At 70.5% G+C, this 25,386-nt stretch carries 23 protein-coding genes; 7 read left to right on the top strand and 16 right to left on the bottom strand.

The features are described from left to right. Positions 1-90: 90 nt before the first annotated feature. From ACFVT5_RS00865 to ACFVT5_RS00805, 13 genes are all read right to left on the bottom strand, one after another. Positions 91-1,251, bottom strand: a complete 1,161-nt coding sequence (locus tag ACFVT5_RS00865; RefSeq protein WP_389880022.1) for a barstar family protein — start codon at positions 1,249-1,251, stop codon at positions 91-93. A gap of 14 nt (positions 1,252-1,265) precedes the next feature. After that, positions 1,266-1,658, bottom strand: coding sequence for a YccF domain-containing protein (locus tag ACFVT5_RS00860; RefSeq protein WP_389880020.1), 393 nt, complete (start codon positions 1,656-1,658; stop codon positions 1,266-1,268). Further along, positions 1,655-2,518: a zinc metalloprotease HtpX gene (gene htpX / locus ACFVT5_RS00855; RefSeq protein ID WP_389880018.1), complete on the bottom strand. Its 864-nt coding sequence runs from the start codon at positions 2,516-2,518 to the stop codon at positions 1,655-1,657. Before htpX ends, ACFVT5_RS00860 begins: the two co-directional genes overlap by 4 nt. A 207-nt stretch (positions 2,519-2,725) precedes the next feature. Further along, positions 2,726-4,255: an NADH-quinone oxidoreductase subunit N gene (locus tag ACFVT5_RS00850; protein ID WP_389880956.1), complete on the bottom strand. Its 1,530-nt coding sequence runs from the start codon at positions 4,253-4,255 to the stop codon at positions 2,726-2,728. Next, positions 4,249-5,826, bottom strand: a complete 1,578-nt coding sequence (locus tag ACFVT5_RS00845) for an NADH-quinone oxidoreductase subunit M (RefSeq protein ID WP_389880016.1) — start codon at positions 5,824-5,826, stop codon at positions 4,249-4,251. Before ACFVT5_RS00845 ends, ACFVT5_RS00850 begins: the two co-directional genes overlap by 7 nt. A 6-nt stretch (positions 5,827-5,832) precedes the next feature. Then, a complete protein-coding gene (locus tag ACFVT5_RS00840) occupies positions 5,833-7,827 on the bottom strand; it encodes an NADH-quinone oxidoreductase subunit L (protein WP_389880014.1) in 1,995 nt (664 codons plus the stop codon). Next, a complete protein-coding gene (nuoK, locus tag ACFVT5_RS00835) occupies positions 7,824-8,231 on the bottom strand; it encodes an NADH-quinone oxidoreductase subunit NuoK (protein ID WP_389880012.1) in 408 nt (135 codons plus the stop codon). Before nuoK ends, ACFVT5_RS00840 begins: the two co-directional genes overlap by 4 nt. Then, on the bottom strand, positions 8,231-8,833 hold the full coding sequence (locus tag ACFVT5_RS00830; protein ID WP_389880010.1) for an NADH-quinone oxidoreductase subunit J: 603 nt from the start codon (positions 8,831-8,833) through the stop codon (positions 8,231-8,233). The genes nuoK and ACFVT5_RS00830 overlap by 1 nt, the downstream gene beginning before the upstream one ends. Beyond that, positions 8,830-9,453: a NuoI/complex I 23 kDa subunit family protein gene (locus ACFVT5_RS00825; RefSeq protein ID WP_389880008.1), complete on the bottom strand. Its 624-nt coding sequence runs from the start codon at positions 9,451-9,453 to the stop codon at positions 8,830-8,832. Before ACFVT5_RS00825 ends, ACFVT5_RS00830 begins: the two co-directional genes overlap by 4 nt. 2 nt (positions 9,454-9,455) lie before the next feature. Beyond that, a complete protein-coding gene (locus tag ACFVT5_RS00820) occupies positions 9,456-10,424 on the bottom strand; it encodes an NADH-quinone oxidoreductase subunit H (protein WP_389880006.1) in 969 nt (322 codons plus the stop codon). After that, positions 10,421-11,653, bottom strand: coding sequence for an NADH-quinone oxidoreductase subunit C (locus ACFVT5_RS00815; RefSeq protein ID WP_389880004.1), 1,233 nt, complete (start codon positions 11,651-11,653; stop codon positions 10,421-10,423). The genes ACFVT5_RS00820 and ACFVT5_RS00815 overlap by 4 nt, the downstream gene beginning before the upstream one ends. Next, complete coding sequence (locus tag ACFVT5_RS00810) at positions 11,650-12,327, bottom strand: NADH-quinone oxidoreductase subunit B (RefSeq protein ID WP_389880003.1); 678 nt, start codon at positions 12,325-12,327, stop codon at positions 11,650-11,652. The genes ACFVT5_RS00815 and ACFVT5_RS00810 overlap by 4 nt, the downstream gene beginning before the upstream one ends. Next, a complete protein-coding gene (locus ACFVT5_RS00805; protein ID WP_389880001.1) occupies positions 12,318-12,713 on the bottom strand; it encodes an NADH-quinone oxidoreductase subunit A in 396 nt (131 codons plus the stop codon). The genes ACFVT5_RS00810 and ACFVT5_RS00805 overlap by 10 nt, the downstream gene beginning before the upstream one ends. Positions 12,714-13,078: 365 nt before the next feature. Here ACFVT5_RS00805 and ACFVT5_RS00800 point away from each other — a divergent pair, with 365 nt between their 5' ends. The 5 genes from ACFVT5_RS00800 (at position 13,079) to ACFVT5_RS00780 (ending at position 20,107) form a co-directional block, all read left to right on the top strand. Continuing rightward, positions 13,079-14,323, top strand: coding sequence for a sensor histidine kinase (locus ACFVT5_RS00800; protein WP_389879999.1), 1,245 nt, complete (start codon positions 13,079-13,081; stop codon positions 14,321-14,323). A 190-nt stretch (positions 14,324-14,513) separates the two neighbouring features. Beyond that, entirely contained in the window at positions 14,514-15,869 is a 1,356-nt protein-coding gene (locus ACFVT5_RS00795) for a sensor histidine kinase (protein ID WP_389879997.1), read from the top strand. A 283-nt stretch (positions 15,870-16,152) separates the two neighbouring features. Beyond that, positions 16,153-16,812, top strand: a complete 660-nt coding sequence (locus ACFVT5_RS00790; protein ID WP_389879995.1) for a LuxR C-terminal-related transcriptional regulator — start codon at positions 16,153-16,155, stop codon at positions 16,810-16,812. 249 nt (positions 16,813-17,061) lie between these two features. Continuing rightward, the gene (locus ACFVT5_RS00785; RefSeq protein ID WP_389879993.1) at positions 17,062-19,029 is read left to right on the top strand and encodes a 2-oxoacid:acceptor oxidoreductase subunit alpha; all 1,968 of its coding nucleotides are present in this window, start codon (positions 17,062-17,064) and stop codon (positions 19,027-19,029) included. After that, positions 19,022-20,107 (top strand): 2-oxoacid:ferredoxin oxidoreductase subunit beta, encoded by a 1,086-nt coding sequence (locus tag ACFVT5_RS00780; protein ID WP_389879991.1) that lies wholly within the window; start codon positions 19,022-19,024, stop codon positions 20,105-20,107. The genes ACFVT5_RS00785 and ACFVT5_RS00780 overlap by 8 nt, the downstream gene beginning before the upstream one ends. 131 nt (positions 20,108-20,238) lie before the next feature. Here ACFVT5_RS00780 and ACFVT5_RS00775 read toward each other — a convergent pair whose 3' ends face one another. Next, positions 20,239-20,613 (bottom strand): winged helix-turn-helix transcriptional regulator, encoded by a 375-nt coding sequence (locus tag ACFVT5_RS00775; RefSeq protein ID WP_389879989.1) that lies wholly within the window; start codon positions 20,611-20,613, stop codon positions 20,239-20,241. A 123-nt stretch (positions 20,614-20,736) separates the two neighbouring features. Here ACFVT5_RS00775 and ACFVT5_RS00770 point away from each other — a divergent pair, with 123 nt between their 5' ends. After that, positions 20,737-21,603, top strand: a complete 867-nt coding sequence (locus ACFVT5_RS00770) for an SDR family oxidoreductase (RefSeq protein ID WP_389879987.1) — start codon at positions 20,737-20,739, stop codon at positions 21,601-21,603. Between the two features lie 170 nt (positions 21,604-21,773). Then, a complete protein-coding gene (gene rarD / locus ACFVT5_RS00765; protein ID WP_389880954.1) occupies positions 21,774-22,817 on the top strand; it encodes an EamA family transporter RarD in 1,044 nt (347 codons plus the stop codon). Here rarD and ACFVT5_RS00760 read toward each other — a convergent pair. After that, positions 22,745-24,052: a VWA-like domain-containing protein gene (locus ACFVT5_RS00760; protein WP_389879985.1), complete on the bottom strand. Its 1,308-nt coding sequence runs from the start codon at positions 24,050-24,052 to the stop codon at positions 22,745-22,747. The two genes, rarD and ACFVT5_RS00760, sit on opposite strands and share 73 nt — an antisense overlap. Next, positions 24,049-25,305: an AAA family ATPase gene (locus ACFVT5_RS00755; RefSeq protein WP_389879983.1), complete on the bottom strand. Its 1,257-nt coding sequence runs from the start codon at positions 25,303-25,305 to the stop codon at positions 24,049-24,051. The genes ACFVT5_RS00760 and ACFVT5_RS00755 overlap by 4 nt, the downstream gene beginning before the upstream one ends. Positions 25,306-25,386: the final 81 nt, after the last annotated feature.

The raw sequence follows: 25,386 nt of genomic DNA, 5'->3' as shown, positions 1-25,386 counted from the left end.
GCCCCACTGACAATCGGCCCTCGCCCGCCGCTCGGACGGAGTTCACCGTGAATCGACCGCCGTGCATCGATCGCTAGCGGTCGACCGCCGTCAGTCGATGACGACCCGGACGCCCCGCTCGGTGAGGTGCGTGAGGAATTGCTCGAAGGTGGCCGGGCGGTAGTCGGTGCGCGGAGTCACGCCGAGGCAGGTACGGGCCACTTCGGCGTCGTGCCAGACCAGGGTGAAGGGCGAGGTCGCGCCGAATCCGCCGCGCAGGCAGTCGAACAGGCCGCCCGAAGTGCCGCCGAAGTAGCCGCCGGGCCCGTTCATCGCCTCGCCGAGTGCGCAGTAGAAGCCCTTCTCGTCGGTGATGTGGCGGCCGTCGAGGTGGTACGGGGAACCGGGCGGCCGGTGCGGGGCGCCGCGGTGCCGGTTTTCGAGGGCCAGGGTCAGCCAGACGTCGCGGCCCTCCGAGGAGCAGGGCGCCCAGAGGTTGGTTCGGGTGGGGCGGCCGTCCCACCACAGGTCCCAGACGTGGCGGGCCGCGAACGGCGGCTGGTCCGACCAGGATTCGAGGGTGAGGTCGATGAGGCCGTGCCCGCGCGCGGAGGGGATCCACGCGGTGATCTCGCCCTCGACGGCGGACGCGAGAGTCCCGCCGAGGGCGTCCAGGCGGAGGAGCATGGCATGTCCGAGGTCTTCCTCGCCCCTGTCGAGGGCCTCGCGCAGGGCGCCGCGCGGGGAGCAGCCGGTGAGCCGTATCGGGGGCTCCTCGGGTTCGGAGCGGTCGTCCGCCACGCGCGCGAGGTCCTTGCAGCGGCCCCAGGGCCGGTCCTCCGCGTCGAGCAGTTGGTAGCCGGGCGAGAGGGCGGGGCGGGCCGGGTAGTCGGCCTGTTGGGCGTGGGCCGGCTCGGACGCCTCCACGGTGAGGTCGCGTAAGGACAGGTCACGCGCGCAGGGGCGGTCGCCGAGGAGGCGTACGTCCTCCAGACACCACTCGTCGACGTGGTGGCCGTTCTTGTCGAGTGCCTTCATGACCAGGACGCCGAGCGGCGCGGAGCCCTCGGTCCGGGCGCGGTCCAGGGCCGTACGCAACGCGCCCTCGACGGCGCAGCCCAGGAGTTCGTACCGCTCCCGCGCGCGGAGGCGCGGGTTCACGAACAGGTCGTCGGCGTCGGCGCACAGGGCCCACACCTCGTCGTACCCGGGCTCGCCGTCGGTGAGTTCGGCGGCGTCGTACGACACCAGCGCGTATCTCGGCAGTTGCACCCCCGTGCCGTCCGCTACCGCGAGGCGAACGGCTGGTCCGTCGGGACGATCTCGCGTCCCAGGGGCAGCAGCGAGACGGAGATCATTTTGAAGTTGGCGATGCCCAGCGGGATGCCGATGATCGTGAGGCACTGGAGGATGCCGGTGGTGATGTGGGCCAGCGCGAGCCACCAGCCCGCGAGGACCAGCCAGAGCACATTGCCGACGCACGACGGCGCTCCGGCGTCGCGGCGCTCGACCGTGGTGTAGCCGAAGGGCCAGAGCGCGTAGAGGCCGATGCGGAACGAGGCCAGGCCGAAGGGGATGCCGATGATGGTGATGCAGAGGATGACCCCTGCCAGGAGATAGCCCAGGAACAGCCAGAAGCCGCTCAGGACGAGCCAGATGATGTTGAGGATTGTCTTCACTGCTGACGACCTGCCATCTGTTCTAGCCGGGAGATGCGCTCCGCCATCGGCGGGTGCGTGGAGAACATTTTGGACAGCCCCTGGCCCGGACGGAAGGGGTTCGCGATCATCATGTGGCTCGCGGTCTCGATCCGCGGCTCGGGCGGCAGCGGCAACTGCTTGGTGCCGACGTCGAGTTTACGGAGGGCGCTCGCCAGAGCCAGGGGGTCGCCGGTGAGTTGCGCGCCGGACGCGTCCGCCTCGTACTCCCTGGAGCGGCTGATGGCGAGCTGGATGACGCTCGCCGCGAGCGGGCCGAGCAGCATGATGAGCAGCATGCCGAAGATGCCGGGACCGTCGTCGTTGTCGGAGCGGCCGAACGGGATCAGCCAGGCGAAGTTCACCAGGAACATGATCACGGAGGCGAGGGCTCCGGCGACGGACGAGATCAGGATGTCGCGGTTGTACACGTGGCTCAGCTCATGGCCGATGACGCCCCGCAGTTCCCGCTCGTCGAGGATCCGCAGGATGCCGTCGGTGCAGCAGACCGCGGCATTGCGCGGGTTGCGGCCGGTCGCGAACGCGTTCGGCGCCTCGGTCGGTGAGATGTACAGCCGGGGCATGGGCTGGCGGGCCTGCGTCGACAGGTCGCGGACCATGCGGTAGAGCTGGGGTGCCTCGAATTCGCTGACCGGGCGGGCCCGCATCGCGCGCAGGGCCAGCTTGTCGCTGTTCCAGTACGCGTACGCGTTGGTGCCGATCGCCACGACGAGCGCGATGATCAGGCCCGTACGCCCGAAGAGACTGCCGATGACGATGATGAGTGCGGACAGTCCCCCGAGGAGTACGGCGGTCTTCAGCCCGTTGTGCCGGCGGTGCACAGTACGCCCTCCTGATGGTGCGGCAGGGGAACCCTCTGCTCATTGATGCTCTGGTGCTTCCACTGTCCAGTGGACCCTCCCGCAATGGTCAACGCCAGGCGGGGAGCACTAGTTCCCTTGTGCGCGCACTCACCGTGATGGTCCGCTCGGGTGACGGCCTCACTACGGCCCGGGATGGGGCCTTCCGGCCGCCGGTGGGACGGGGTGTCAGAAGAGGCCGGTGGCGGAGAACCGGAGGACGAGTTGGGGTGCCCCGGAGAGCGCGATGCCCAGGACGGCGGTCAGGGCGATGGCCGCCGTCAAAGGCGCGGGGACCTTGAGACGGGCACTTTCGGATGCCTGTTCGGGGGCACGGAACAGGAGGGCCGTCCACCGGAGGTAGTAGTACAGCGCGATGACGACGTTCACGGCCATGACGACGGCGAGCCAGCCGAGGCCCGCGTCGACGGCCGCCGAGAACACGGTGACCTTCGCGAACAGACCGATGATGCCGGGCGGCAGTCCCGCGAGGCACAGCAGGAAGAAACCGAGCACCAGGGCGGTCAGCGGGCGCTCCGCGTAGAGGCCCCGGTAGTCGCTGATCCGGTTGAGGGGCCGCGAGCGGGCGACGAGGGCGGCCACCGCGAACGCGCCGAGGTTCACGGCCGCGTACATCAGCGCGTACGCGACGGTCGATCCGATGGCGCGCTCGGCGTCCTTCGCGTACCCGGCGGCGGCGATCGGTACCAGGAGGTAGCCGGCCTGGCCGACGGACGACCAGGCGAGCAGCCGGACCGCGCTGTACGCGCGCGTGGCGCGCTGGCGCAGCGCGGCGACATTGCCGGCGGTCATCGTGAGGGCGGCGAGCACGGCGAGCGCCGGGCCCCATACGTCCGCGTACGACGGGAAGGCGATGACGGTCACCAGGATCAGCCCGGAGAAGCCGACCGCCTTGCCGATCACGGACAGATAGGCGGCGATCGGGAGGGGGGCGCCCACATAGGTGTCGGGCACCCAGAAGTGGAAGGGCACGGCGGCCGTCTTGAAGGCGAAGCCGACGAGGGTGAGGGCGACGCCCGCCTGGGCGAGGGTGTGGAACTGCGGGTCGACCTGCTGAAGTTTTCCGGCGATCTCCGTCAGGTAGAGCGTGCCGGTGGTGGCGTAGACGAAGCTGACGCCCAGCAGGGTCACCGCGGTGGCCGTGACGGACGACAGGAAGAACTTGAGGGCGGCCTCCGACGACTTGCGGTCGCCGTGTTTGATGCCGACCAGCGCGAAGGCGGGCAGGGAGGCCACTTCGAGGGCGACGACCAGGGTGGCCAGGTCGCGTGAGGCGGGCAGCAGCGCGGCACCGGCCGCGGAGGACAGCAGCAGGAACCAGTACTCGCCGCCGGGCACGTCCCGCGCGCGGGAGGTGTCCTTGAGGGTGCTCATCGACAGCAGTGCGGTGAGCAGGGCGCCGCCGAGGACCAGGAACTGGATCACCAGCGTGAACCGGTCGGCGGTGTAGCTGCACACGGTCGGGTCGCCGGCGAGGCAGAACGAGGACCGGTCGCCGTCCAGGAGGGGCAGCAGGAACACCAGCGCGGCGACGAGTCCGGCCACGGACACCCAACCGAGGACGCTTTTGTGCCGCTCCCCCACGAACAGGTCGGCGACGAGCACCAGCAGGCCGACGACCGCGGCGATGGTGGGCGGCGCGATCGCGAGCCAGTCGACCGACTGGACGAGGCTGCCTCCGGCGGCGACTGTCACGATTTGCCTCCTGCGAGGAGCTGCTGCACGGCCGGGTCGGTCAGGCCGAGCAGCAGGGCGGGCCAGAGTCCGGCGATGACGGTGAGGGCGACGAGCGGGGTCCAGGCGGCGAACTCGTAGCCACGGACGTCGGCGAGTGCGGGACGTTCCCCCGCGCGCGGGGTGCCCATGCAGACCCGGCGCACCACGATGAGCATGTAGGCGGCGGTGAGCAGGGTGCCGAAGGCGGCGAAGGCCATGAAGGTCAGGTACGCGGGGCGGCTGAGCCCTTCGGCGGGCCGGAACGCGCCGAACAGGGCGAGCATCTCGCCCCAGAATCCGGCGAGTCCGGGCAGGCCGAGCGATGCGACGGCGCCGAAGGCGAGCAGACCGCCGAGGCGCGGTGCCTTGCCGTAGAGCGCGGCGCCCGTCTCCTCGGCGAGGGAGTCGAGGTCGGTGGTGCCGGTGCGGTCCTTGAGGGCGCCGACCAGGAAGAACAGCAGGCCGGTGATGAGGCCGTGGGCGATGTTCGCGAACAGCGCGCCGTTGACGCCGGTCGGGGTCAGGGTGGCGATGCCGAGCAGGACGAAACCCATGTGGCCGACGGACGAGTACGCGATGAGGCGCTTGAGGTCGCCCTTCGCGCCCTGCCGGGCGAGGGCGAGGCAGGCGAGGGATCCGTAGATGATCCCGATCACGGCGAAGGCCGCGAGATACGGGGCGAACGTGTGCATGCCATCTGGTGTGATCGGCAGCAGAATCCGGACGAACCCGTACGTACCCATCTTGAGCAGGACACCGGCCAGCAGGACCGAGCCGACCGTCGGCGCGGCGGTGTGGGCGTCCGGCAGCCAGCTGTGCAACGGCCACATCGGCGCCTTCACGGCCAGCCCGATCCCGATCGCCAAAACGGCGATGACCTGCACCGATGTACTCAGCGACCGGCCGTTGTCAGTGGCGAGTGCAACCATGTCGAATGTGCCCGCCCTCAGCCCGATGAGGAGCAGGCCGAGCAGCATCACGACCGAACCGAGCAGCGTGTACAGGATGAACTTCCAGGCAGCGGCCTGCCTGCCCTCGCCGCCCCAGCGGGCGATGAGGAAGTACATCGGGATGAGCACCATCTCGAAAGCGAGGAAGAACAGCAGCAGATCGAGGACGGCGAAGGTCGCGAGGGTGCCGGACTCAAGCAGCAGGACCAGGGCGACGAATGCCTTCGGGGACGGGCCCGCGGGCATCTTGAAGTACGAGTAGAGCGCGCAGAGGAAGGTCAGCAGCGCCGTCAGGACGAGGAGGGGGAGCGAAATGCCGTCGATGCCGAGATGGATCCGTACGTCGAGTGCCGGAATCCAGCTGATGTCCGTCGTGGCCTGCATCCTCGACGGCTGGTCGTGGTCGAAGCCGAGCGCGAGGACGATCGCCGCGAGGAGGACGGCGCCACTCACGGTCACGCCGTGCCGCAGCACGGCCTGGTCCGGTGACTTCCCCTTCAGCCCGGGAGGGGCCGGCAGCAGAGCCGTGGCCGCGCCGAGGAGCGGGCCGACGACCACGAACGCCAGAAGGAACTGCATCACGGACTCGCTGATATCGATCACTGCTGCTCACGCTCCGGCGGTGGCGACGAGGACGGCGGCGACCGCCAGGACGACGGATCCGGCGAGCAGCGCGGTCAGATAGGTCTGGACGTTGCCGGTCTGCGCGCGCCGTACGGCGGTGCCGAGCCAGCGGGGCAGGGCGCCCGCGCCGCGCACATAGGTGTCGACGACCTCGCGGTCGAGGAAGCGGACCAGTTCGGCCGCCGCCTGGACGGGGCGCACGAAGAGCGCGCCGTAGATCGCGTCCAGGTGGAATCCGGCGGCGGCGTGGCGGTGCAGGGGGCCGAGCAGCAGCCGTCCGGGGTCGGCCGGGTCGGGGGCGGACGCGATATCGCCGTAGGCGGGCGTGTGGGTGGCGATGGCCTCGGCCTCGACGAGTCCGGCGTCGCCCTCCGGGTGGGCGGCGAGGGCACCCAGTGGGTACCGCGCGGTGAGGGCCGTGGTCTGCCGCCAGGCGCCGTAGGTGACCAGCCCGCCGACGAGCGCGACACCCGTACCGAGGACGGAGGTGGTGAGCGTGGGGGTGAGCGCGCGCCCGTGGAACCAGTCGGGCAGTACGCCCACGGTCAGCCCGAAGGCGAGGGATGGGACGGCGAGTACCCATAGGACGGCGTTCATCGCGACCGGCTGTTTTCCGTGGTCCGGAGCCTCCGCTCCCTGACCGCGGAAGGTGAGCAGCCACAGCCGGGTCGCGTAGGCGGCGGTGAGCAGGGCCGCCACGAGGCCCGACACGAGGACGATCCAGCCCGCGGCGCCGGGGATGTCCGCCGCATGACCGGTGGCGGCGTGTTCGGCGGCACCGAGCACGGCCTCCTTGGAGAAGAAGCCGCTGAAGGGCGGGATCGCGGCGAGCGCGAGAAGCGCCACGGTCATCGTCCAGTACGCGTCGGGTACGCGGGCGCGGAGGTCCTTCATCCGGGACATCGTGGCCAGCGAGTTGGTGCCGGCGGCGTGGATGATCACGCCCGCCGCGAGGAACAGCAGCGCCTTGAAGGCGCCGTGCGACAGGAGGTGGAAGACGGCGGCACCACGGTCGCCGACGGCGAGGGCACCGGTCATGTAGCCGAGCTGGCCGATCGTCGAGTACGCGAGGACGCGTTTGATGTCGTCCTGCGCGAGCGCGGCGAGCGCCGAACCGGCCATGGTGATCGCGGCCATGACGGCGAGTACGACCAGCGCCGCGGCCGACGCGACGAAGACGGGGAGGAGACGCGCGACGAAGTAGACACCGGCGGCGACCATCGTCGCGGCGTGGATCAGCGCGGAGACCGGAGTGGGACCGGCCATCGCGTCGGGCAGCCAGGTGTGCAGCGGGAACTGCGCCGACTTGCCCGCGACACCGGCCAGGAGCAGCAGCGCGATCAGCGTGGGGTGGTCGATCGCGCCCGCCGCGACCGCGCCGAGGACCCGGGTGATGCGGAAGGACCCGGCGTCCACGGCGAGTGCGAACAGACCGATCAGGAAGGGGACATCGCCGAGCTTGGTGACCAGGAACGCCTTCAGGGAGGCCGCGCGGGCTTCCGGGGTCTCCCAGTAGTGGCCGACGAGGAAGTACGAGCAGATGCCCATGACCTCCCAGCCGACCAGCAGCACGATCAGGTCGCCGGAGTAGACGACCAGGAGCATGGCGGACGTGAACAGAGACACCAGCGCCGCGTACGAGGCGTAGCGCGGGTCGTCGCGCAGGTAGGCCGTGGAGTAGATCTGCACGCAGGAGGCGACCACGCCGACGAGGACGGCGACGAGGACGGCGAAGCCGTCGAGGTGCAGGGCGAGTTCGATCGGGACCGAGCCGGTGGGCGTCAGTTCGGTGGCCGCGTCGATGGCCCGGCCGCCGCCCTGCCGCGCCGCGACGAGCACGGCGAGCACCAGCGACAGCAGGGTCGGCAGCACCGCGAGCGGGCGTACGAAGCCGGGGGCCGTCCGGCCGATGAGCAGCCCGACGGCGGCGGCCAGGAACGGCAGAAGGGGGACGAGTACGGCGAGGGTCGTGGTGGTCACGCGGCGGCCTCAGTCCTGTCTGCCGTGGCGGGAGCGGCCGGGCGCCGGGTTGAGTCGGGGTGCTCCGGGTCGTCGGGGTCCGTGTCGGGCTCGGCGGTGTCACGGAGCTTGTCGACGTCGGAGGTGCCCCGGTTGCGGTACACGGCGAGGACGATCGCGAGGCCGATGCCGATCTCGGCGGCGGCGATGGCGATCGTGAACAGGGTCAGGGCCTGGCCGGAGTGCAGGGTGTCGCGGGCGGCCTTGCTGAGCCAGACGTCGAAGGCGACGAGGTTGAGGTTGACGGCGTTGAGCATCAGCTCGACGGACATCAGGACGAGGATCGCGTTCCGGCGGGCGAGGACCCCGTACAGGCCGGTGCAGAAGAGGAGGACGGAGAGCACGGCGGGATAGGCGAGATGCATCAGCGCTGGCGCTCCTTGTCGCTCGGGTCCGGGTCGCGGGGGTCCGGGGTGCTCGGGGTGCTCGGGGTGACGTTCTTGCGGGAGAGGACGATCGCGCCGACGAGCGCGGCGAGCAGGAGCACGGAGAGCGCCTCGAAGGGCAGTACCCAGTTCTGGAAGAGGGCCTCGCCGGTGACCTTGGTGGAGCCCTCGGCAGGCCCGTCCAGGTCGACCCAGGTGGTGCGGAAGGCGTCCACGACGACCCACACCAGGACGGCGGCCGAGGCGACGGCCACGGCGAGCGCGGCCCAGCGGTTGCCCGAATCGGCGTCCGGGGAACGGCCGATGGGCGCCCTGGTGAGCATCAGCCCGAAGAGGAGGAGGACCACGACGGAACCGACGTAGATGAGGACCTGTACCCAGGCGATGAACTCGGCCGTGAGCAGGAGGTATTCGACGGCGATCCCGCCGAGTGCGACGACGAGCCACAGTGCGGCGTGCACCAGTTGCCTGGTCGTGACGGTGACGATCGCCGCGCCGAAGGTGACGATGCCGACGAGAACAAAGGCGATCTCGACTCCGGTCGGGGAGAGGAAGCCGTGGCCGGCGGCTGCGAGGGTCACGGGGTTCCCTCCGGTCCGGGGGTTTCGGGGGCCGCGGTGTCCTGAGCCGCCGTTTCCTGAGCGGCCGTTTCCTGGGCAGTCGCCAGTTTGTCGGCGGTCTTGCGGGCGGCGGCGAGTTCCTTGGGCTCCTCGGCGCCGGGGTCCAGGGCGGGCGGCGCGGGCACGGTCCACATCCACTCGCGGAGCTTGTCGCGCTCGTGGGTGAGTTCGCGGATGTCGGTCTCGGCGTACTCGAACTCCGGAGACCAGAACAGCGCGTCGAAGGGGCAGACCTCGATGCAGATACCGCAGTACATACAGAGGGAGAAGTCGATGGCGAAGCGGTCGAGTACGTTGCGGCTGCGCTCGCGGCCACCGGGGGCGGCGGCCGGGACGGTCTCCTTGTGCGAGTCGATGTAGATGCACCAGTCCGGGCACTCGCGGGCGCACAACATGCAGACCGTGCAGTTCTCCTCGAACAGACCGATGACACCCCGGGAGCGGGGCGGGAGATCGGGCTGCACGTCGGGGTACTGCGCGGTGACCGTCTTCTTCGTCATCGTGCGCAGGGTGACGGCGAGGCCCTTGGCGAGACCGGCGCCAGGGAAGGTCCGCCGGGTGGGCGGGAGCGGCTCGGCCATGGTTACTGGATCACCACCTTGACGACGCCGGTGAGGGCGATCTGGGCGAGGGCGAGGGGGACGAGGAGAGTCCAGGCGAGCTTCTGGAGCTGGTCCTCACGCAGCCGCGGGTAGCTGACCCGCAGCCAGATGACGACAAAGGCGAGCAGTGCCGTCTTGAGCAGCGTCCACATCCAGCCGAGGCCGTCACCCCCGAAGGGACCGTGCCAGCCGCCCAGGAAGAGGACGGTGGTGAGCCCGCACAGGACGACGATTCCGGCGTACTCGGCGAGGAGGAAGAGGGCGAAGCGCAGGCCCGTGTACTCGGTGTACGCGCCGAAGATGATCTCGGAGTCGGCGACCGGCATGTCGAACGGCGGGCGTTGCAGCTCGGCGAGACCGGCGACGAAGAAAACGAGCGCGCCGACGATCTGCCAGGGAACCCACCACCACTCGAAGGCGTTGAGAACACCGGGGAGCGAAACCGTGCCGGCGGCCATCGCGACGGAGGCCGCGGTGAGCAGCATCGGCAGTTCGTAGGAGAGGAGTTGGGCGGCGGTGCGGAGACCGCCCAGGAGGGAGAATTTGTTGGCGGACGCCCATCCGGCCATGAGCGAACCGAGGACGCCGACGCCCATGACCGCGAGGACGAAGAAGATACCCGCGTCCACGATCTCGCCGACCGCGCCCTCCTGGGGGCCGATGGGGATGGCGACGAGTACGAGGAGATAGGGCAGCAGCGCGACGGCGGGGGCGAGTTGGAAGATTCGGCGGTCGGCGTCGGCCGGTACGACATCTTCCTTCTGCGCGAACTTCACACCGTCGGCGACGAGTTGGGCCCAGCCGTGGAAGCCACCCGCGTACATCGGGCCGAGGCGACCCTGCATATGAGCCATCACCTTGTGTTCCGTCTGGCCGATGACCAGCGGAAGGACGAGGAAGACGGCGAAGACGACGAGGAGTCGCAGAGCGACGTCGAGCACGTCGTTCACTGCGGGCCTCCGGTGGGGGTGTCGGGGTTGTCGGGGGATGTGGTGCCGGGGGCGTCCGGGGTGGCGTCCTCCGGGGCGGGCGGAGTCGCCGGGGGCTCCTGAGACTCCTGGCGGTCCTCGGGGGCGGGCTCGGGATCCCGGTCCGGTGCGGCCTCGTGGTCCGGAGTGGGCTCCCGATCTGGCGTGGGCTCCCGGTCCGGTGCGCGCTTCTGGTCCGGGTCCTCGAATGCCGGGCGGGCATGGTGCCACGGGGCGTCGGGGGCGGCGGGACGTGACGGGGTGGGGGCGGCTGCGGGTGCCTCGGTCTCGCTGGCCGGTGGCCCGGTGGCCGGTGGTTCGCTGGCCGGTGGCTTGGGGGCGACAGGCTCGGTGGCCTCTGTCACCTCGGTTGCCTCGCTTGCCTCAGTCGGCTGGGCGGTCGGGGCGGGGGCCTTCGTGCTCGTCGGGTCCGTGGTTCCGGGTCCGTTGGCCGGAGGCTTCGGGGCTGCGGCGCCCGTATCCGTACCCGCGCCCGTATCCGTACCGGAACCGGTATCCGTACCGGTGGCGGCGGGAGCCGGGGGTGCCTGGCTTGCTGAGCCGCTCGCCGCGGAGCGGGTGCGTCGGGGCGGGCGATCTCCCGCCGCGCGGGCCGCGCCACGGGCCGGGCGGGACGGCGCCGGCGGGAGTTGGCCCTTGAGGGGGCCCCACTCGTTGGGGTCGGGTACGCCGGGGGGCAGCATCTGGCGGCGCTTCGGGCCCCCGTGGTCCGACTCCCCCGGTTCCTTCGCGCCGGGCCACGCCTTGGCCACGCGCGCGGCGAGGACGAAGTCCTTGCGCAGGGGGTGGCCTTCGAAGCCCTCGGGAAGGAGCAGCGCGTCGAGTCCGGGGTGGCCGTCGAAGCCGACGCCGAACATCTCGTGGGTCTCGCGTTCGTGCCAGGCGGCGCCCGCGTAGACGCCGACGGCGGACGGCAGGACGGGCGCGTCGTGCGGGACGGTGGTCCGCACGAGCAGACGGCGTACGGGGGCGAGCGCGACCACGTGGGCCGCGACGCGGAAACCGGTGCCGGGTTCGTCGACGGCGCTCAGCCAGTCGAAATACGTGCAGCCCAGCACGGAGCGCGCGGTCTCCAGTGCGGCGATCCAGGAGGCGGCGGGTACGTCGACGGTGAGCAGGTCGTACGACTCGTCGGCGGTCGCGTCGGCGCCGAAGAGTTCCTCGACGGGGGCCGTCAGCCAGCCGGTCACCGGTCTCCCTCCCCGGCGGCATCGGCGGCATCGGCGGCGGGGGGCGCGGCGGGCGGCCGGACCAGGTCGCTCTGGAGTGCCGTGGCCGAAGGACGCCCGGCGACGGCCCCGTACCGCTCGCCCAGCGACTCGCGGGCGATCTTCTCCTGGAGTTTGAGGATGCCCTGGAGCAGCGCCTCGGGCCGGGGCGGGCAGCCGGGGACGTAGACGTCGACGGGGATGATCTGGTCGACGCCCTTGGTGACGGAGTACGAGTCCCAGTAGGGGCCGCCGCAGTTGGAGCAGGCACCGAAGGAGATGACGTACTTGGGCTCGGGCATCTGTTCGTAGAGGCGTTTCACGGCGGGGGCCATCTTGTCGGTGACCGTGCCGGAGACCACCATCAGGTCGGCCTGGCGGGGTCCCGGTGCGAAGGGGATGACGCCGAGCCGGATGAAGTCGTGCCGGGCCATGGACGCGGCGATGAACTCGATGGCGCAGCAGGCGAGTCCGAAGTTGAAGACCCAGAGGCTGTAGCGGCGGCCCCAGTTGAGGATCACCTTCATGGGCTCGGGGGCGAGCCGGGAGAGCGCGCCGAGCCGTTTCGGCTCGGGCAGGAACACGGGCGGGGCGACCGCGCCGGGCTCGGTGGGTGGTGCGGCGTCCTCGGCGGACGCGGGCCGGGTCACGTCCATGCGAGGACGCCCTTCTTGTACGCGTACAGCAGTCCCACGGCGAGGAAGCCGAGGAAGATGAACATCTCCACGAGCGTGGTGGCCCCGTACCCATCGGCGGCGAAGATCGTGGCCCAAGGGAAGAGGAAGATCGAGTCGACGGCGAAGATCACGTACAGGAACGCGTAGACGTAGTACCGCACCTGGGTGTGCGCCCAGCCTTCGCCGACCGGGTCGACTCCGCACTCGTAGGTGAGGAGTTTCTCGGGTGTGGGCACGACCGGCCGCAGCAGCCGTCCGGCGCCGAAGGCGACCGCGACGAAGAGCACGCCGATCAGGGCGAGCAGTCCTACGACGGAGTACGACTGGAAGTAGCCCTCCGCGAGCACGGTGGTCGGCTCCCGCACGTCCGCACCTCGCTCTCTGACCTCATGGACCTCGTGTCGGGTGGTGCGCCTGTCGTGCACCGTGTTCGACGATCTGTACGCACGGGAGTCTAGGGCCTGTTAAAGAGAGGGTAAGCAGTCCGTCACAGGAAGAGATAACCAGGGACGGGGCGGGACCGGGAAGGTATCGGGGAGGTATCGGTTCCGGGCGCGGAAAGGTCCCTGGTGGCGCCAGGTCCCGGGCGGGGAGGGGCCGTGGTCGTGCCGGGTCCTGGGCAGGGAGGGGCCGTGGTCGTGCCAGGTCCCGGGCACGGTGGGGTTATCCACAGTGCGGTTCTGCGGTCCACCTCATGGCGCCCGGCTTCCGGGCCGGGCACGCTGTCGATATGACCGCACGAATCATCACCACGACCGCCGACGGTGGCGGCGGCACCCAGCGGGGCGGATCCGGCGTCGCCGCCTTCCCCGCCGGTGCGACCGGCCCGGACCGGCTGCCTCCGGCGCGCTTCGCGCTGGGGCGGCAGACCTGGCTGGAGATCGCCCATCTCCTGACCAATCTTCCGCTGGGCCTGGTCGGCTTCGTGTATGTGGTGACGGCACTGTTCACCAGCATCGGGCTGGCCGTGACCGTGATCGGCTTTCCGCTGCTCGCCCTGGCGCTGCTGGGGACCCGGCAGCTCGGCAAGGCGGAGCGGGCGCGGGCGCGGGCCCTGCTGAAGGTGCGGGTGGACGAGCCGAGCCCGCTGCCACCGGGCCGGCAGGGTTTTCTCGGCCGGGTGTGGGCGGGCCTGAAGGACCCGGTCGGCTGGCGGACGGCGTTGTACGAGTTCATCCGCCTGCCCTGGGGCATCGCCACCTTCACGATCACGCTGGCCTCGCTGTTCGTGCTGTGGCCTGTGCTGCCGTTCATCGCGCGCGGTCTGACGAATGTGGACCGGATGATGGTCCGGGCCCTGCTGTCGCCGTCCGACGAGTTGGAGCGGCGGATCGCGGAGCTGGAGTCGGACCGGGGCGTCGTGGTCGACACGGCCAATGCGGACCTGCGCCGGATCGAGCGGGATCTGCACGACGGCGCGCAGGCCCGGCTGGTCAACCTCGCCATGGGCCTCGGCCTGGCGAAGGAGAAGCTGCTGGAGGACCCGGACACGGCGGCCTCGATGGTCGAGGAGGCACACGGCGAGGTGAAGCTCGCCCTCCAGGAGCTGCGGGACCTGGCCCGGGGTATCCATCCGGCGGTCCTCACGGACCGGGGCCTGGACGCGGCGCTGTCCTCGGTGTCCTCGCGGTGCACGGTGCCGGTGAAGGTGACGGCCGACCTGGACGCGCGCCCTGCGGCGGCGATCGAGGGCATCGCGTACTTCACGGTCTCGGAGCTGCTGCAGAACGTGTCGAAGCACAGCGGTGCCCGCTCGGCGGCCGTCGATGTGTGGCGGACGGACGACCGGCTGCTCATACAGGTGTGGGACGACGGCAAGGGCGGGGCGAACCTCGACGGGGGTACGGGGATGGCCGGCCTCGCGGATCGCCTCGGCGCGGTCGACGGGCTGTTCGTCATCGACTCACCGGTGGGCGGCCCGACGACGGTGACGGCGGAGCTGCCCTGGCGGGACCGGGAAGCGCCAAGAGGGTAGGGAAAACCCCCGGTCCAAGAGGCCGACCTGCCGCATGGTCCCGTGGCCGCGCGCCGAGCACTCTTGAGATACATCGGCACACACCGAGTGACCGCACGGGAACACCGAAGCGCTGCACGACCGGCACACCCGGAGCACCGGAACACCCGAGACGCCCAGTGACGCGATACCAAGAGGACGGACGAGAGCGATGGCCACGGAGTACGGACAGGGGTACGGACAGCCGGGCCGGCCCGGGTTCGACGGGGCGGGGGCCGGAGGCAGGCGGCATCTGCTGCCGGCGGGGCTGCGCGCGCCGATCGAGGGGCGGGCCTGGCGGGAGTTCGGCTATGTGCTGCTGAGCCTGCCGATAGCCATCGCGGCGTTCACGTTCGCGGTGACGATGGTGTCGCTGGGCGCGGGTCTGCTCGTCACGTTCCTCGGCATCCCGGTGCTGGCGGCGGCCCTGGCGGGGGCCCGGGGCTTCGGGGCGATGGAGCGGTTGCGGGCGCGGGCGCTGCTGGGCGTGGAGCTGGCGGACCCGGTGCCGCTCCGGGTCAAGAAGAACGGGCCGGTGGCGTGGATGGGCGCCGTGTTCAAGAGCGGCACCTCCTGGCGGAATCTGCTGTTCATGGTGCTGCACTTCCCGTGGGCGGTGTTCACGTTCTCGGTGGCGGTGACGTTCTGGACGACCGGCTGGACACTGCTGACGTATCCGCTGTGGCAGTGGACGCTCCCGATGTACGGGGGGCAGGGGGGCATCCAGTTGTACGGGGACGAGGACCACTCGGTGTATCTGGACAACCCCTTCGAGATCACGGTGACGGCGCTGCTCGGGCTGCTGGTGACGCTGGCGACGCCGTGGATCATCCGGGCGCTGACCACGGTGGACCGGCTGATGGTGCACGGGCTGCTCGGGCCGTCGCGGCTGGCCACACGCGTCGTGGAGCTGGAGTCGGACCGGGGGGTCGTGGTGGACACGGCGGCGGCCGATCTGCGCCGGATCGAGCGGGATCTGCACGACGGGGCGCAGGCCCGGCTGGTCAGCCTCGCGATGGATCTCGGGCTCGCGAAGGAGAAGCTGACGGAGGACCCGGAGGCGGCGGCGCGGATGGTGGACGAGGCGCACGGTGAGGTGAAGACGGCGTTGCAGGAGCTGCGGGATCTGGCCCGGGGTATCCATCCGGCCGTTCTCACGGACCGGGGCCTGGACGCGGCGCTGTCTTCGGTGGCGTCCCGGTGCACGGTGCCGGTGCAGGTGGAGGTGGATCTGCCGGCCCGCCCGGCGCCCGCGATAGAGGGGATCGCTTACTTCACGGTGTCGGAGCTGTTGCAGAACATCAGCAAGCACTCGCGGGCGTCACGGGCCACGGTGGATGTGTGGCGGGTGGAGAACCGGTTGATGCTCCAGGTCACGGACAACGGTCTGGGCGGCGCCGATGTCTCCCAGGGTTCCGGTCTGGCGGGGCTCGCGGAGCGGCTCGACGCGGTGGACGGCATCCTCGTGGTCGACTCGCCCCCGGCGGGCCCGACACGGATCACGGCGGAGCTTCCCTGGCGCCACTGACCGGCCTTCGTCTACCAGGGGCCCTGCCGGGACCGGGCTCGCCGTCCGCCCAAGGGCCCCGACCGACCAGAAGCCCGTGCCGCCCGGCACCAACCCCCGGGCGGTATGACCCCTGCCTCGCACCCCCACCTCGCGCCGCTCCCCTACCCCTCCCCGCCCCCACCCGACGCCCCGCTCACCGTCCACTTGCGGGGTCGTCACCCCTCGTGTTCCGGATGCTGGGATGCTGGACGTTGTTTGATGGGCGGGTCAAGGCGGGGGGCCGAGGGTTGTGGAGGACAGGGTGCGTGTGGTCATTGCCGAGGATTCGGTGCTGCTCAGGGAGGGCCTGACCCGGCTGCTGACCGACCGTGGGCACGAGGTCGTGGCGGGGGTCGGGGACGCGGTGGCGTTGATCAAGACGATCACCGAGCTGGCGGCGCAGGACGCGTTGCCGGATGTCGTGGTCGCCGATGTACGGATGCCGCCGACACATACGGACGAGGGCGTGCGGGCGGCGGTGCTGCTGCGTAAGCAGCATCCGGGGCTCGGGGTGCTGGTGCTGTCGCAGTACGTCGAGGAGCAGTACGCGACGGAGCTGCTGGCCGGGTCGAGCAGGGGCGTGGGCTATCTGCTCAAGGACCGGGTGGCCGAGGTCAGGGAGTTCGTGGACGCCGTGGTGCGGGTCGCCCGGGGCGGCACGGCACTGGACCCGGAGGTCGTGGCGCAGTTGCTAGGCCGCAGCCGTAAGCAGGACGTGCTCGCGGGGTTGACCCCCCGGGAGCGGGAGGTGCTGGGGCTGATGGCCGAGGGGCGGACGAACTCGGCGGTGGCCAAGCAGCTCGTCGTGAGCGACGGAGCCGTCGAGAAGCACGTCAGCAACATCTTCCTGAAGCTGGGTCTGTCGCAAAGTGACGGGGATCACCGGCGTGTTCTGGCAGTCCTTACATATCTGAATTCCTGAGGACCTGACACCCTGTCAGATATGCGAGGGAATACCGGCACAGAACCACCCGTTGCGCCGAGAGCGTCGTCATGGGAAGAGCCGGGGGACGAATCACATCATGGCAAATCAGGGCGTCAGGCCGTCTCAAATGAGCGTCCATCATACGAACGGCCGAGGGAAGGCGACCCTTACCGACGTAGGGTGGGCCCTGGGGAGGCCGGTCGGCCGACCGTCCCCGAAGAGCCGCCCCGAGGGAGGTCCAGTTCAGTGACCAGCCAGGTCAGTAGCCCAGCAGAGCCGGCCGACGGGACCGTCGTAGGTGAACACGTGGGAGGGCAGCGCCATGCGCCGTCCGACTCACCGGGTGAGAAGGAAGTACGCCGACTCGACCGGGTCATCATCCGCTTCGCGGGCGACTCGGGCGACGGCATGCAGCTCACCGGTGACCGTTTCACCTCGGAGACGGCGTCCTTCGGCAACGACCTGTCGACGCTGCCGAACTTCCCGGCCGAGATCCGGGCGCCCGCCGGGACACTGCCGGGTGTCTCGTCGTTCCAGTTGCACTTCGCCGACCACGACATCCTGACGCCGGGTGACGCGCCGAACGTTCTGGTCGCGATGAACCCGGCCGCGCTCAAGGCGAACATCGCGGACGTCCCGCGCGGCGCGGAGATCATCGTGAACACCGACGAGTTCACGAAGCGCGCGATGCAGAAGGTGGGGTACGAAACCTCGCCTCTGGAGGACGGCTCGCTGGACGGGTACAGCGTGCATCCGGTGCCGTTGACGACGTTGACGGTGGAGGCGCTGAAGGAGTTCGACCTCTCGCGCAAGGACGCGGGCCGCAGCAAGAACATGTTCGCGCTGGGGCTGCTGTCGTGGATGTACCACCGGCCGACGGAGGGCACGGAGAAGTTCCTGGCCACCAAGTTCGCGAAGAAGCCGGCCATCGCGGCGGCGAACATCGCGGCGTTCCGGGCGGGCTGGAACTTCGGCGAGACCACCGAGGACTTCGCGGTCAGTTATGAGGTGGCGCCGGCGTCGAAGGCGTTCCCGACAGGCACGTACCGCAACATCTCGGGAAATCTCGCGCTGTCCTACGGGCTGGTCGCCGCGTCCCGGCAGGCGGACCTGCCGCTCTACCTGGGCTCGTACCCGATCACCCCGGCCTCCGACATCCTGCACGAGTTGTCGCGGCACAAGAACTTCGGGGTGCGCACCTTCCAGGCGGAGGACGAGATCGCGGGGATCGGGGCAGCGCTGGGTGCGGCGTTCGGCGGATCGCTCGCCGTGACGACGACCTCGGGCCCCGGCGTCGCGCTCAAGAGCGAGACGATCGGCCTGGCGGTCTCCCTGGAGCTGCCGCTCCTGGTGATCGACATTCAGCGGGGCGGTCCCTCGACGGGGCTGCCGACGAAGACGGAGCAGGCGGACCTGCTCCAGGCGATGTACGGGCGCAACGGCGAGGCGCCGGTGCCGATCGTGGCGCCGTGCACCCCGGCCGACTGCTTCGACGCGGCGCTGGAGGCGGCGCGGATCGCACTGACGTACCGGACGCCGGTGTTCCTGTTGTCGGACGGCTATCTGGCGAACGGTTCGGAGCCGTGGCGAATTCCGGAGGTCGATCAACTTCCGGATCTGCGGGTGCAGTTCGCCCAGGGCACGAACCACACCCTGGAGAACGGCGAGGACGTCTTCTGGCCGTACAAGCGCGATCCCCAGACCCTCGCGCGGCCCTGGGCGATTCCGGGGACGCCGGGCCTTGAGCACCGTATCGGCGGCATCGAGAAGCAGGACGGGTCGGGCCATATCTCCTACGACCCGGCGAACCACGAGTTCATGGTCCGCACCCGGCAGGCCAAGATCGACGGCATCGAGGTCCCGGACCTGGTGGTCGACGACCCGGCGGACGCGTCGGGCGAGGGCGCGAAGCTGCTGGTCCTCGGCTGGGGATCGACATACGGGCCGATCACGGCGGCGGTCCGGCGCCTGCGGAAGGAGGGCGGGAAGGTCGCGCAGGCCCATCTGCGTCATCTGAACCCCTTCCCCGGGAACCTCGGGGAGGTGCTGCGGCGTTACGAGAAGGTGGTGATCCCCGAGATGAACCTCGGTCAGCTCGCCACACTGATCCGCGCGAAGTATCTGGTGAACGCCCACTCGTACAACCAGGTCAACGGAATGCCCTTCAAGGCTGAGCAGCTCGCCACGGCTCTCAAGGAGGCCATCGATGGCTGACACCACCACGGAAGGCACCGGTTCGGGGAGCATCGAAGCGCTCTCGCTGGTGCCCAAGGCCGAGGCCAAGCAGTCCATGAAGGACTTCAAGTCGGACCAGGAGGTCCGGTGGTGCCCCGGCTGCGGTGACTACGCGGTGCTGGCCGCCGTCCAGGGCTTCATGCCGGAGCTGGGCCTGGCGAAGGAGAACATCGTCTTCGTCTCGGGCATCGGCTGCTCCTCCCGCTTCCCGTACTACATGAACACGTACGGGATGCACTCGATCCACGGCCGTGCCCCGGCCATCGCGACCGGACTGGCGTCGTCGCGGCGGGACTTGAGTGTGTGGGTGGTCACCGGTGACGGCGATGCGCTGTCGATCGGCGGCAATCACCTGATCCACGCCCTGCGGCGTAACGTCAACCTGAAGATCCTGCTGTTCAACAACCGGATCTATGGGCTGACGAAGGGCCAGTACTCGCCGACCTCCGAGGTCGGGAAGATCACCAAGTCGACGCCGATGGGCTCCCTCGACGCGCCCTTCAACCCGGTGTCGCTGGCGATCGGCGCCGAGGCGTCGTTCGTGGCCCGTACGGTCGACTCCGACCGGCAGCATCTGACGAGCGTGCTGCGCCAGGCCGCCGCGCACCCCGGCACTGCGCTGGTGGAGATCTATCAGAACTGCAATATCTTCAACGACGGCGCGTTCGAGGTGTTGAAGGACCGTCAGCGGGCGCAGGAGGCGGTGATCCGCCTGGAGCACGGGCAGCAGATCCGTTTCGGCGTGGACGATGCCAAGGGTGTCGTACGGGACTCGCTGACCGGGGACCTCAAGGTGGTCGCCGTCACCGAGGAGAACCAGTCGCAGATCCTGGTCCACGACGCGCACAATCCGTCGCCGACGAACGCGTTCGCGCTCTCCCGGCTCGCCGACCCGGACACCCTGCACCACACGCCGATCGGAGTGTTCCGCTCCGTGGACCGGGCGGTGTACGACACGCAGATGTCGGACCAGCTGGACGCGGCGGTGGAGCAGAACGGTAAGGGCGACTTGCAGTCGTTGCTGACCGGTGGGGATACGTGGACGGTGGTCGGGTAGTTCCGGTTCCGTCGGCTCCCGTGCCCTCGCGGGGCTCCGCCCCGGACCCCGGTCCTCAAACGCCGGACGGGCTGATTGATTGCGCCAGGGCCCGGTTTTGAGCAACACCAAGGCCCGGTTCTGAGTACTTCTCAGAGCCGGGCCTTGTCGTATGCCTCCCGGGCCCCCTCCACCGCCTCCATCCGCCGCTCCGTCCACAGCGCCAGCCCCCGTACCTGCTCCGCCGCCTCGCGGCCCAGCGGGGTGAGCGAGTAGTCGACGCGCGGCGGGATCACCGGCTTGGCGTCGCGGTGGATCATGCCGTCGCGCTCCAGGGTCTGAAGGGTCTGCGTCAGCATTTTCTCGCTGACCCGGGCGACCCGGCCGATCTCCCGGCGCAGCTCGCTGAAGCGGTACGAGCGTTCCTCCAGGGCGATCAGGACGAGGACGCCCCAGCGGCTGGTGACATGTTCGAGGACCAGGCGGTACGGGCACAGGGCCTCGCTCACTGCGTTACTTACCGGCATGCCGGTACCTTACTTTGAAGTGGGTACTTTCGTGAAGTTAGTGCCAGTCCTAGGGTGAGTGTCAGAGCCGGTCGAGCAGCACGGGCCGGACCGTACCGACCTGATGAACTGGAGTTTTCCCTCATGAGCATCGTCGTCACCGGAGCCACCGGCCATCTCGGCCGCTTTGTCGTCGAAGGGCTGCTGGCCGCCCAGGTGCCCGCCGGGCAGATCGCCGCCGTCGTGCGCGACGAGGCGAAGGCCGCCGATCTCGCGGCGCGCGGCGTGGAGGTACGGGTCGCCGACTACAACGCGCCCGAGACGCTGAAGGGTGCCTTCGCCGCGGGCGACCGGGTGCTGCTGATCTCGGGCAGCGAGGTCGGCCGGCGGGTGGAGCAGCACACCGCCGTGATCGGGGCCGCGCGCGAGGCGGGTGTCGCGCTGCTCGCGTACACCGGGATCCTGGGCGGCCCCGACGCCGACTTCGATCTCGCCGACGAGCACAAGGCCACCGAGCGGGCGATCCTCGACTCGGGGCTGCCGTATGTCTTCCTGCGCAACGGCTGGTACCACGAGAACTACACCGAGAACCTCGCGCCGGTCCTGGAGCACGGCGCCGTCGTGGGCTCGGCGGGTGACGGCCGGGTCGCCTCGGCGTCGCGCGCGGACTACGCCGCTGCGGCCGTCGCCGTACTGACGGGCGAGGGCGAGGGGCACGAGGGCAAGGCGTACGAGCTGAGCGGCGACACGGCCTGGTCCCTGGACGAGTACGCGGCCGAGATCGCCCGGCAGTCCGGCAAGGACATCTCCTACGCGCGCGTGCCCGCCGAGCAGCACCTCGCGATCCTCACCGGCGCCGGGGTGCCGGAGCCGATGGCCGCGATCCTCGTGGATGTGGACGCGGCGATCGAACGGGGGCGGCTCGCCGGGACCAGCGGTGATCTCGCACGCCTCATCGGGCGGCCGACGACTCCGGTGGGCGAGGCGATCGCGGCGGCGCTGCGCGACTGACCTCAGAGCGGCGCATGTCATGACCGTATGGCGATACGCATATGACATGGCGCCCGGCGCGGCGCTACCTTCATCCACGGCTCGGGTGTCCGGGCGGTGGAGGAGGGGCTGTGGGGTCGTCGAAGGACGAGCGGCGGACGGGGCTGCTGAACGGCATCGCCGCGTACGCCATGTGGGGCCTGGTCCCGCTGTTCTGGCCACTGCTCAAACCCTCGGGCGCCGGGGAGATCCTCGCCCACCGCATGGTCTGGTCGCTGGTCGTCGTCGGCGTCGCGCTCGTCGTGATGCGGCGCTGGGCCTGGGCCAAGGAGTTGATACGGCAGCCCCGCAAGCTGGCCCTGATCGTGGTCGCTTCGGCCACGATCACCGTCAACTGGGGCGTCTACATCTGGGCCGTCAACTCCGGCCATGTCGTGGAGGCGTCCCTCGGCTACTTCATCAACCCGCTCGTCACCATCGCGATGGGCGTCCTGCTGCTGAAGGAACGGCTGCTGCCCGTGCAGTGGGCGGCGGTCGGCATCGCCTTTCTCGCGGTCGTCGTACTCACGGTCGGGTTCGGGCATCCGCCGTGGATCTCGCTCTGTCTGGCCTTCTCCTTCGCGACGTACGGACTGGCGAAGAAGAAGGTCAACCTCGGGGGTATCGAGTCCCTGGCCGCCGAGACCGCGATCCAGTTCCTGCCCGCGCTCGCATATCTGCTGTGGCTCGGGTCCCGGGGCGAGGCCACCTTCGGGGGCGACGGCACGGGACATGCCGTGCTGCTCGCGGCGACCGGCCTGGTGACCGCGGTGCCGCTGGTCTGCTTCGGGGCCGCGGCGATACGGGTGCCCCTGTCCACGCTGGGGCTGTTGCAGTACCTCGCACCGGTGTTCCAGTTCCTGCTGGGCGTCCTGTACTTCCATGAGGCGATGCCGGCGGAGCGGTGGGCGGGGTTCGCGTTGGTGTGGCTGGCGCTCAGTCTGCTGACGTGGAACGCGCTGCGGACCGCGCGACGGGCACGGGAGGGGGTCCGTTCGGCCACCGCCACGGCCAGTTCCCACACCGGTGCCGCCATCACCGCCACGGCCAATTCCCACACCGGTGCCGCTCTCACCGCCACCGCCGGCCCCGGCACCCATGCCGACACCGACACCGGCCCCGATCAGCCCCCCGCACCGGACCCCGACCCGATCTCCACCACCCGCGCCCACTCCGGCGGCGCATCCGGTACGTAATAGGGGTCGTCCTCATCCCACATCGCGTCCGTGTGATGCCGGGGGAACAGCCCCACCACCGTCCGGCACGGCGGCGGCGCGCTCGGCCAGGGTGTCTGCCCGTCGGTCAGGACCACGATGACATCGGGCCGGGGCGACTCCCGGAGCGCCCTGGCGAAACCCGTCCGCAGATCCGTACCCCCACCGCCCACCAGCGGTATCCCCTCGGCGTGGCACATCGAGTGCACCAGCCGGGCCGACGCGTCGCACGGCAGTACGGAGACCAGGTCGCGACGGCCGCCCACGGTACGGGAGATCTCCGCGACCTCGCGGAGCGCGCTGCCCAGTTCGGCGTCGCTGACCGAACCCGAGGTGTCGATGATCACGGAGACCCGGGGCGGTCTGCGCCGCAGGCTCGGCAGGACGACACCGGGCACCGAGGTCGAGCGGCGCGCCGGGCGCCCGTAGGTGTAGTCCTCGCCCACACCGGGCACCGAGGTCGCCGAGCGGACCGCCGCTCCCAGCAACTCCCGCCACGGCTGCGGCGGTTGGAACGCCTCCTCCGCCCAGCGCCGCCACCCCTTCGGCGCCTTTCCCGGACAGCCGGTGATGCCCTGCGCCACCAGGAACCTGACCGCGTCCCGTTCCTGCTCGCTGAGCCCGTACGCGCCGTCCGGACCCAGCTCCCACTCCCGCTCAAGCCCGTCGGCCCCGCTGCCGCAGTCCAGCCAGGCGAGACTCTGGGTGCGCGGCCCGAGCCGGAACTGGCGCAGATAGTCCTCCATGAGTTCGCCGTCGCTGAGCGCGAGCAGTGCCGGATCGACGGCGCCTTCGGGCCGGGTCAGACCGTCGCCGAACACGTCGTCGTTGATCTCGCAGTCCGCCGCGATGTTCATCCGCAGCCGTTCGGCGGGGCCGGACAGCCCGTGCTCGCGGGCGTACCGGTCGCTGCGCCCGTGGTGGTCACGGAGCAGATGCGACACCTCGTGCACCCATACCCCCGCCAACTCCTCCTCCGGGGTGCGGTCCACGAACGCCGGTGAGACATAGCAGCGCCAGTACCGGTCGACGGCCATCGTCGGTACGTGGCGGGACTCGACGATGTGCAGGGCGAAGAGTGCCGTGGCCAGGTAGGGGCGGGCGCGGACGGCGTGCAGTCGGGCGGCGAAGAGTTTGTCGCGGTCCAGGGTTCGCCGGGTGTTCGGGGGCTCCGGGGTGTCCGATGCGTCCGGGGTGTCCGGGGTTCGGGCGGTCATCGGCCCGCACGCGCGCCAAAGGTGCCCCGTTCCGCTGCCCTGTCCCCCACCCGATCCGCCCGCCGCGACAGGGTCACCACCCCGGCAAGCCGCTCGATCGACGCCGGAACCTCCCAGTCCGCCCGCCGCAGCGACGCGAGCGTGGTCGCCGGGACGACCACCAGGTCCGGGGCCCCGGTCTCCAGAGCCCGGACAAGCAGAGCCCAGGCCGCGTCCCAACGGGACTTCTCAGGCCGCTCACGCACCGCCGCCACCACACCGTCGAGCACGGCCTGCCGCAGATCGCCCCGTTCGGGCAGCTCGGCGCCCGCCGGGTCGGCGAGCAGCGTCTCCGGGTCCGGGAGGTCCATCCGGTCCAGGGATGCCAGCAGTTCAAGCCCCGGACCGTCCCCGACCGTGCCCCTGACCAGCAAGGACAGTACGTCCCGTGAGGAGCCGGCCGCCGTCGCGAAGGCGATCAGGCACAGCGTCATCTCCCAACTGCGCGGCGACGGCCAGGGCCCGCCCCGGCGGGTCTCACCGCTGGGCAGCCGGTGGACGAGGGTGGGGCGGGCGGCGAGCAGCCCGCACACCGCGCGCCGGGCGAAGTCCACGGCCTCCGGCAACCGCTCCGGTGCGAGCCGGGGCAGCGTCGCCCGGGGCCAGGTCCCGCCGAGACCGCGTACGACGACCTCGTGGTCGTGGGTCCACTGAAGGTGGACGAAACGGTTGGCCAGCGGTGGGCTCAGCTCCCAGCCGTCGGCCGCCGACGACCGCGGATTGGCGGCGGCCACGATCCGTACACCGGGCGGCAGTCGCAGCGCGCCGATGCGCCGCTCCAGTACGAGCCGGAGGAGGGCCGCCTGAACGGCGGGCGGCGCGGTGGACAGTTCGTCCAGGAAGAGCAGCCCCCGGCCGGCCCGTACCAGTCGGACCGCCCAGTCCGGCGGGGCCATCGGGACACCTTGCTCGGCGGGGTCGTCCCCGACGATGGGCAGCCCCGAGAAGTCGGACGGTTCATGGACGCTGGCGATGACCGTGGTGAGCGGCAGGTCGAGGGCGGCGGCGAGTTGGGTGAGGGCCGCGGTCTTGCCGATCCCCGGCTCACCCCACAGCAGGACGGGCAGATCGGCGGCGACGGCCAGGGTCAGGGCCTCCAACTGGATGTCGGGACGCGGTTCCGTGGTGGCGTCCCGGAGGAGGGACAACAGCGCTGCGGCTACGTCGAGTTGGGGGGCGGTCTGGGGCGTGAGGGACGGGGTGGCTATGGGCACGTTTGATCACCTTTGGGGTTGTGAGGAGCGATGAGTGATGCGCCGGGTGAGTGCCGGGAGGGTGCCTGGGGCTGGGAGGGT

Origin of the sequence: Streptomyces sp. NPDC058001 (assembly GCF_042886315.1) — a bacterium.
Taxonomy (GTDB): Bacteria; Actinomycetota; Actinomycetes; order Streptomycetales; family Streptomycetaceae; genus Streptomyces.
Note: the sequence above shows the minus strand (reverse complement) of the source record. Positions and strands in the feature narration are given on the sequence as shown.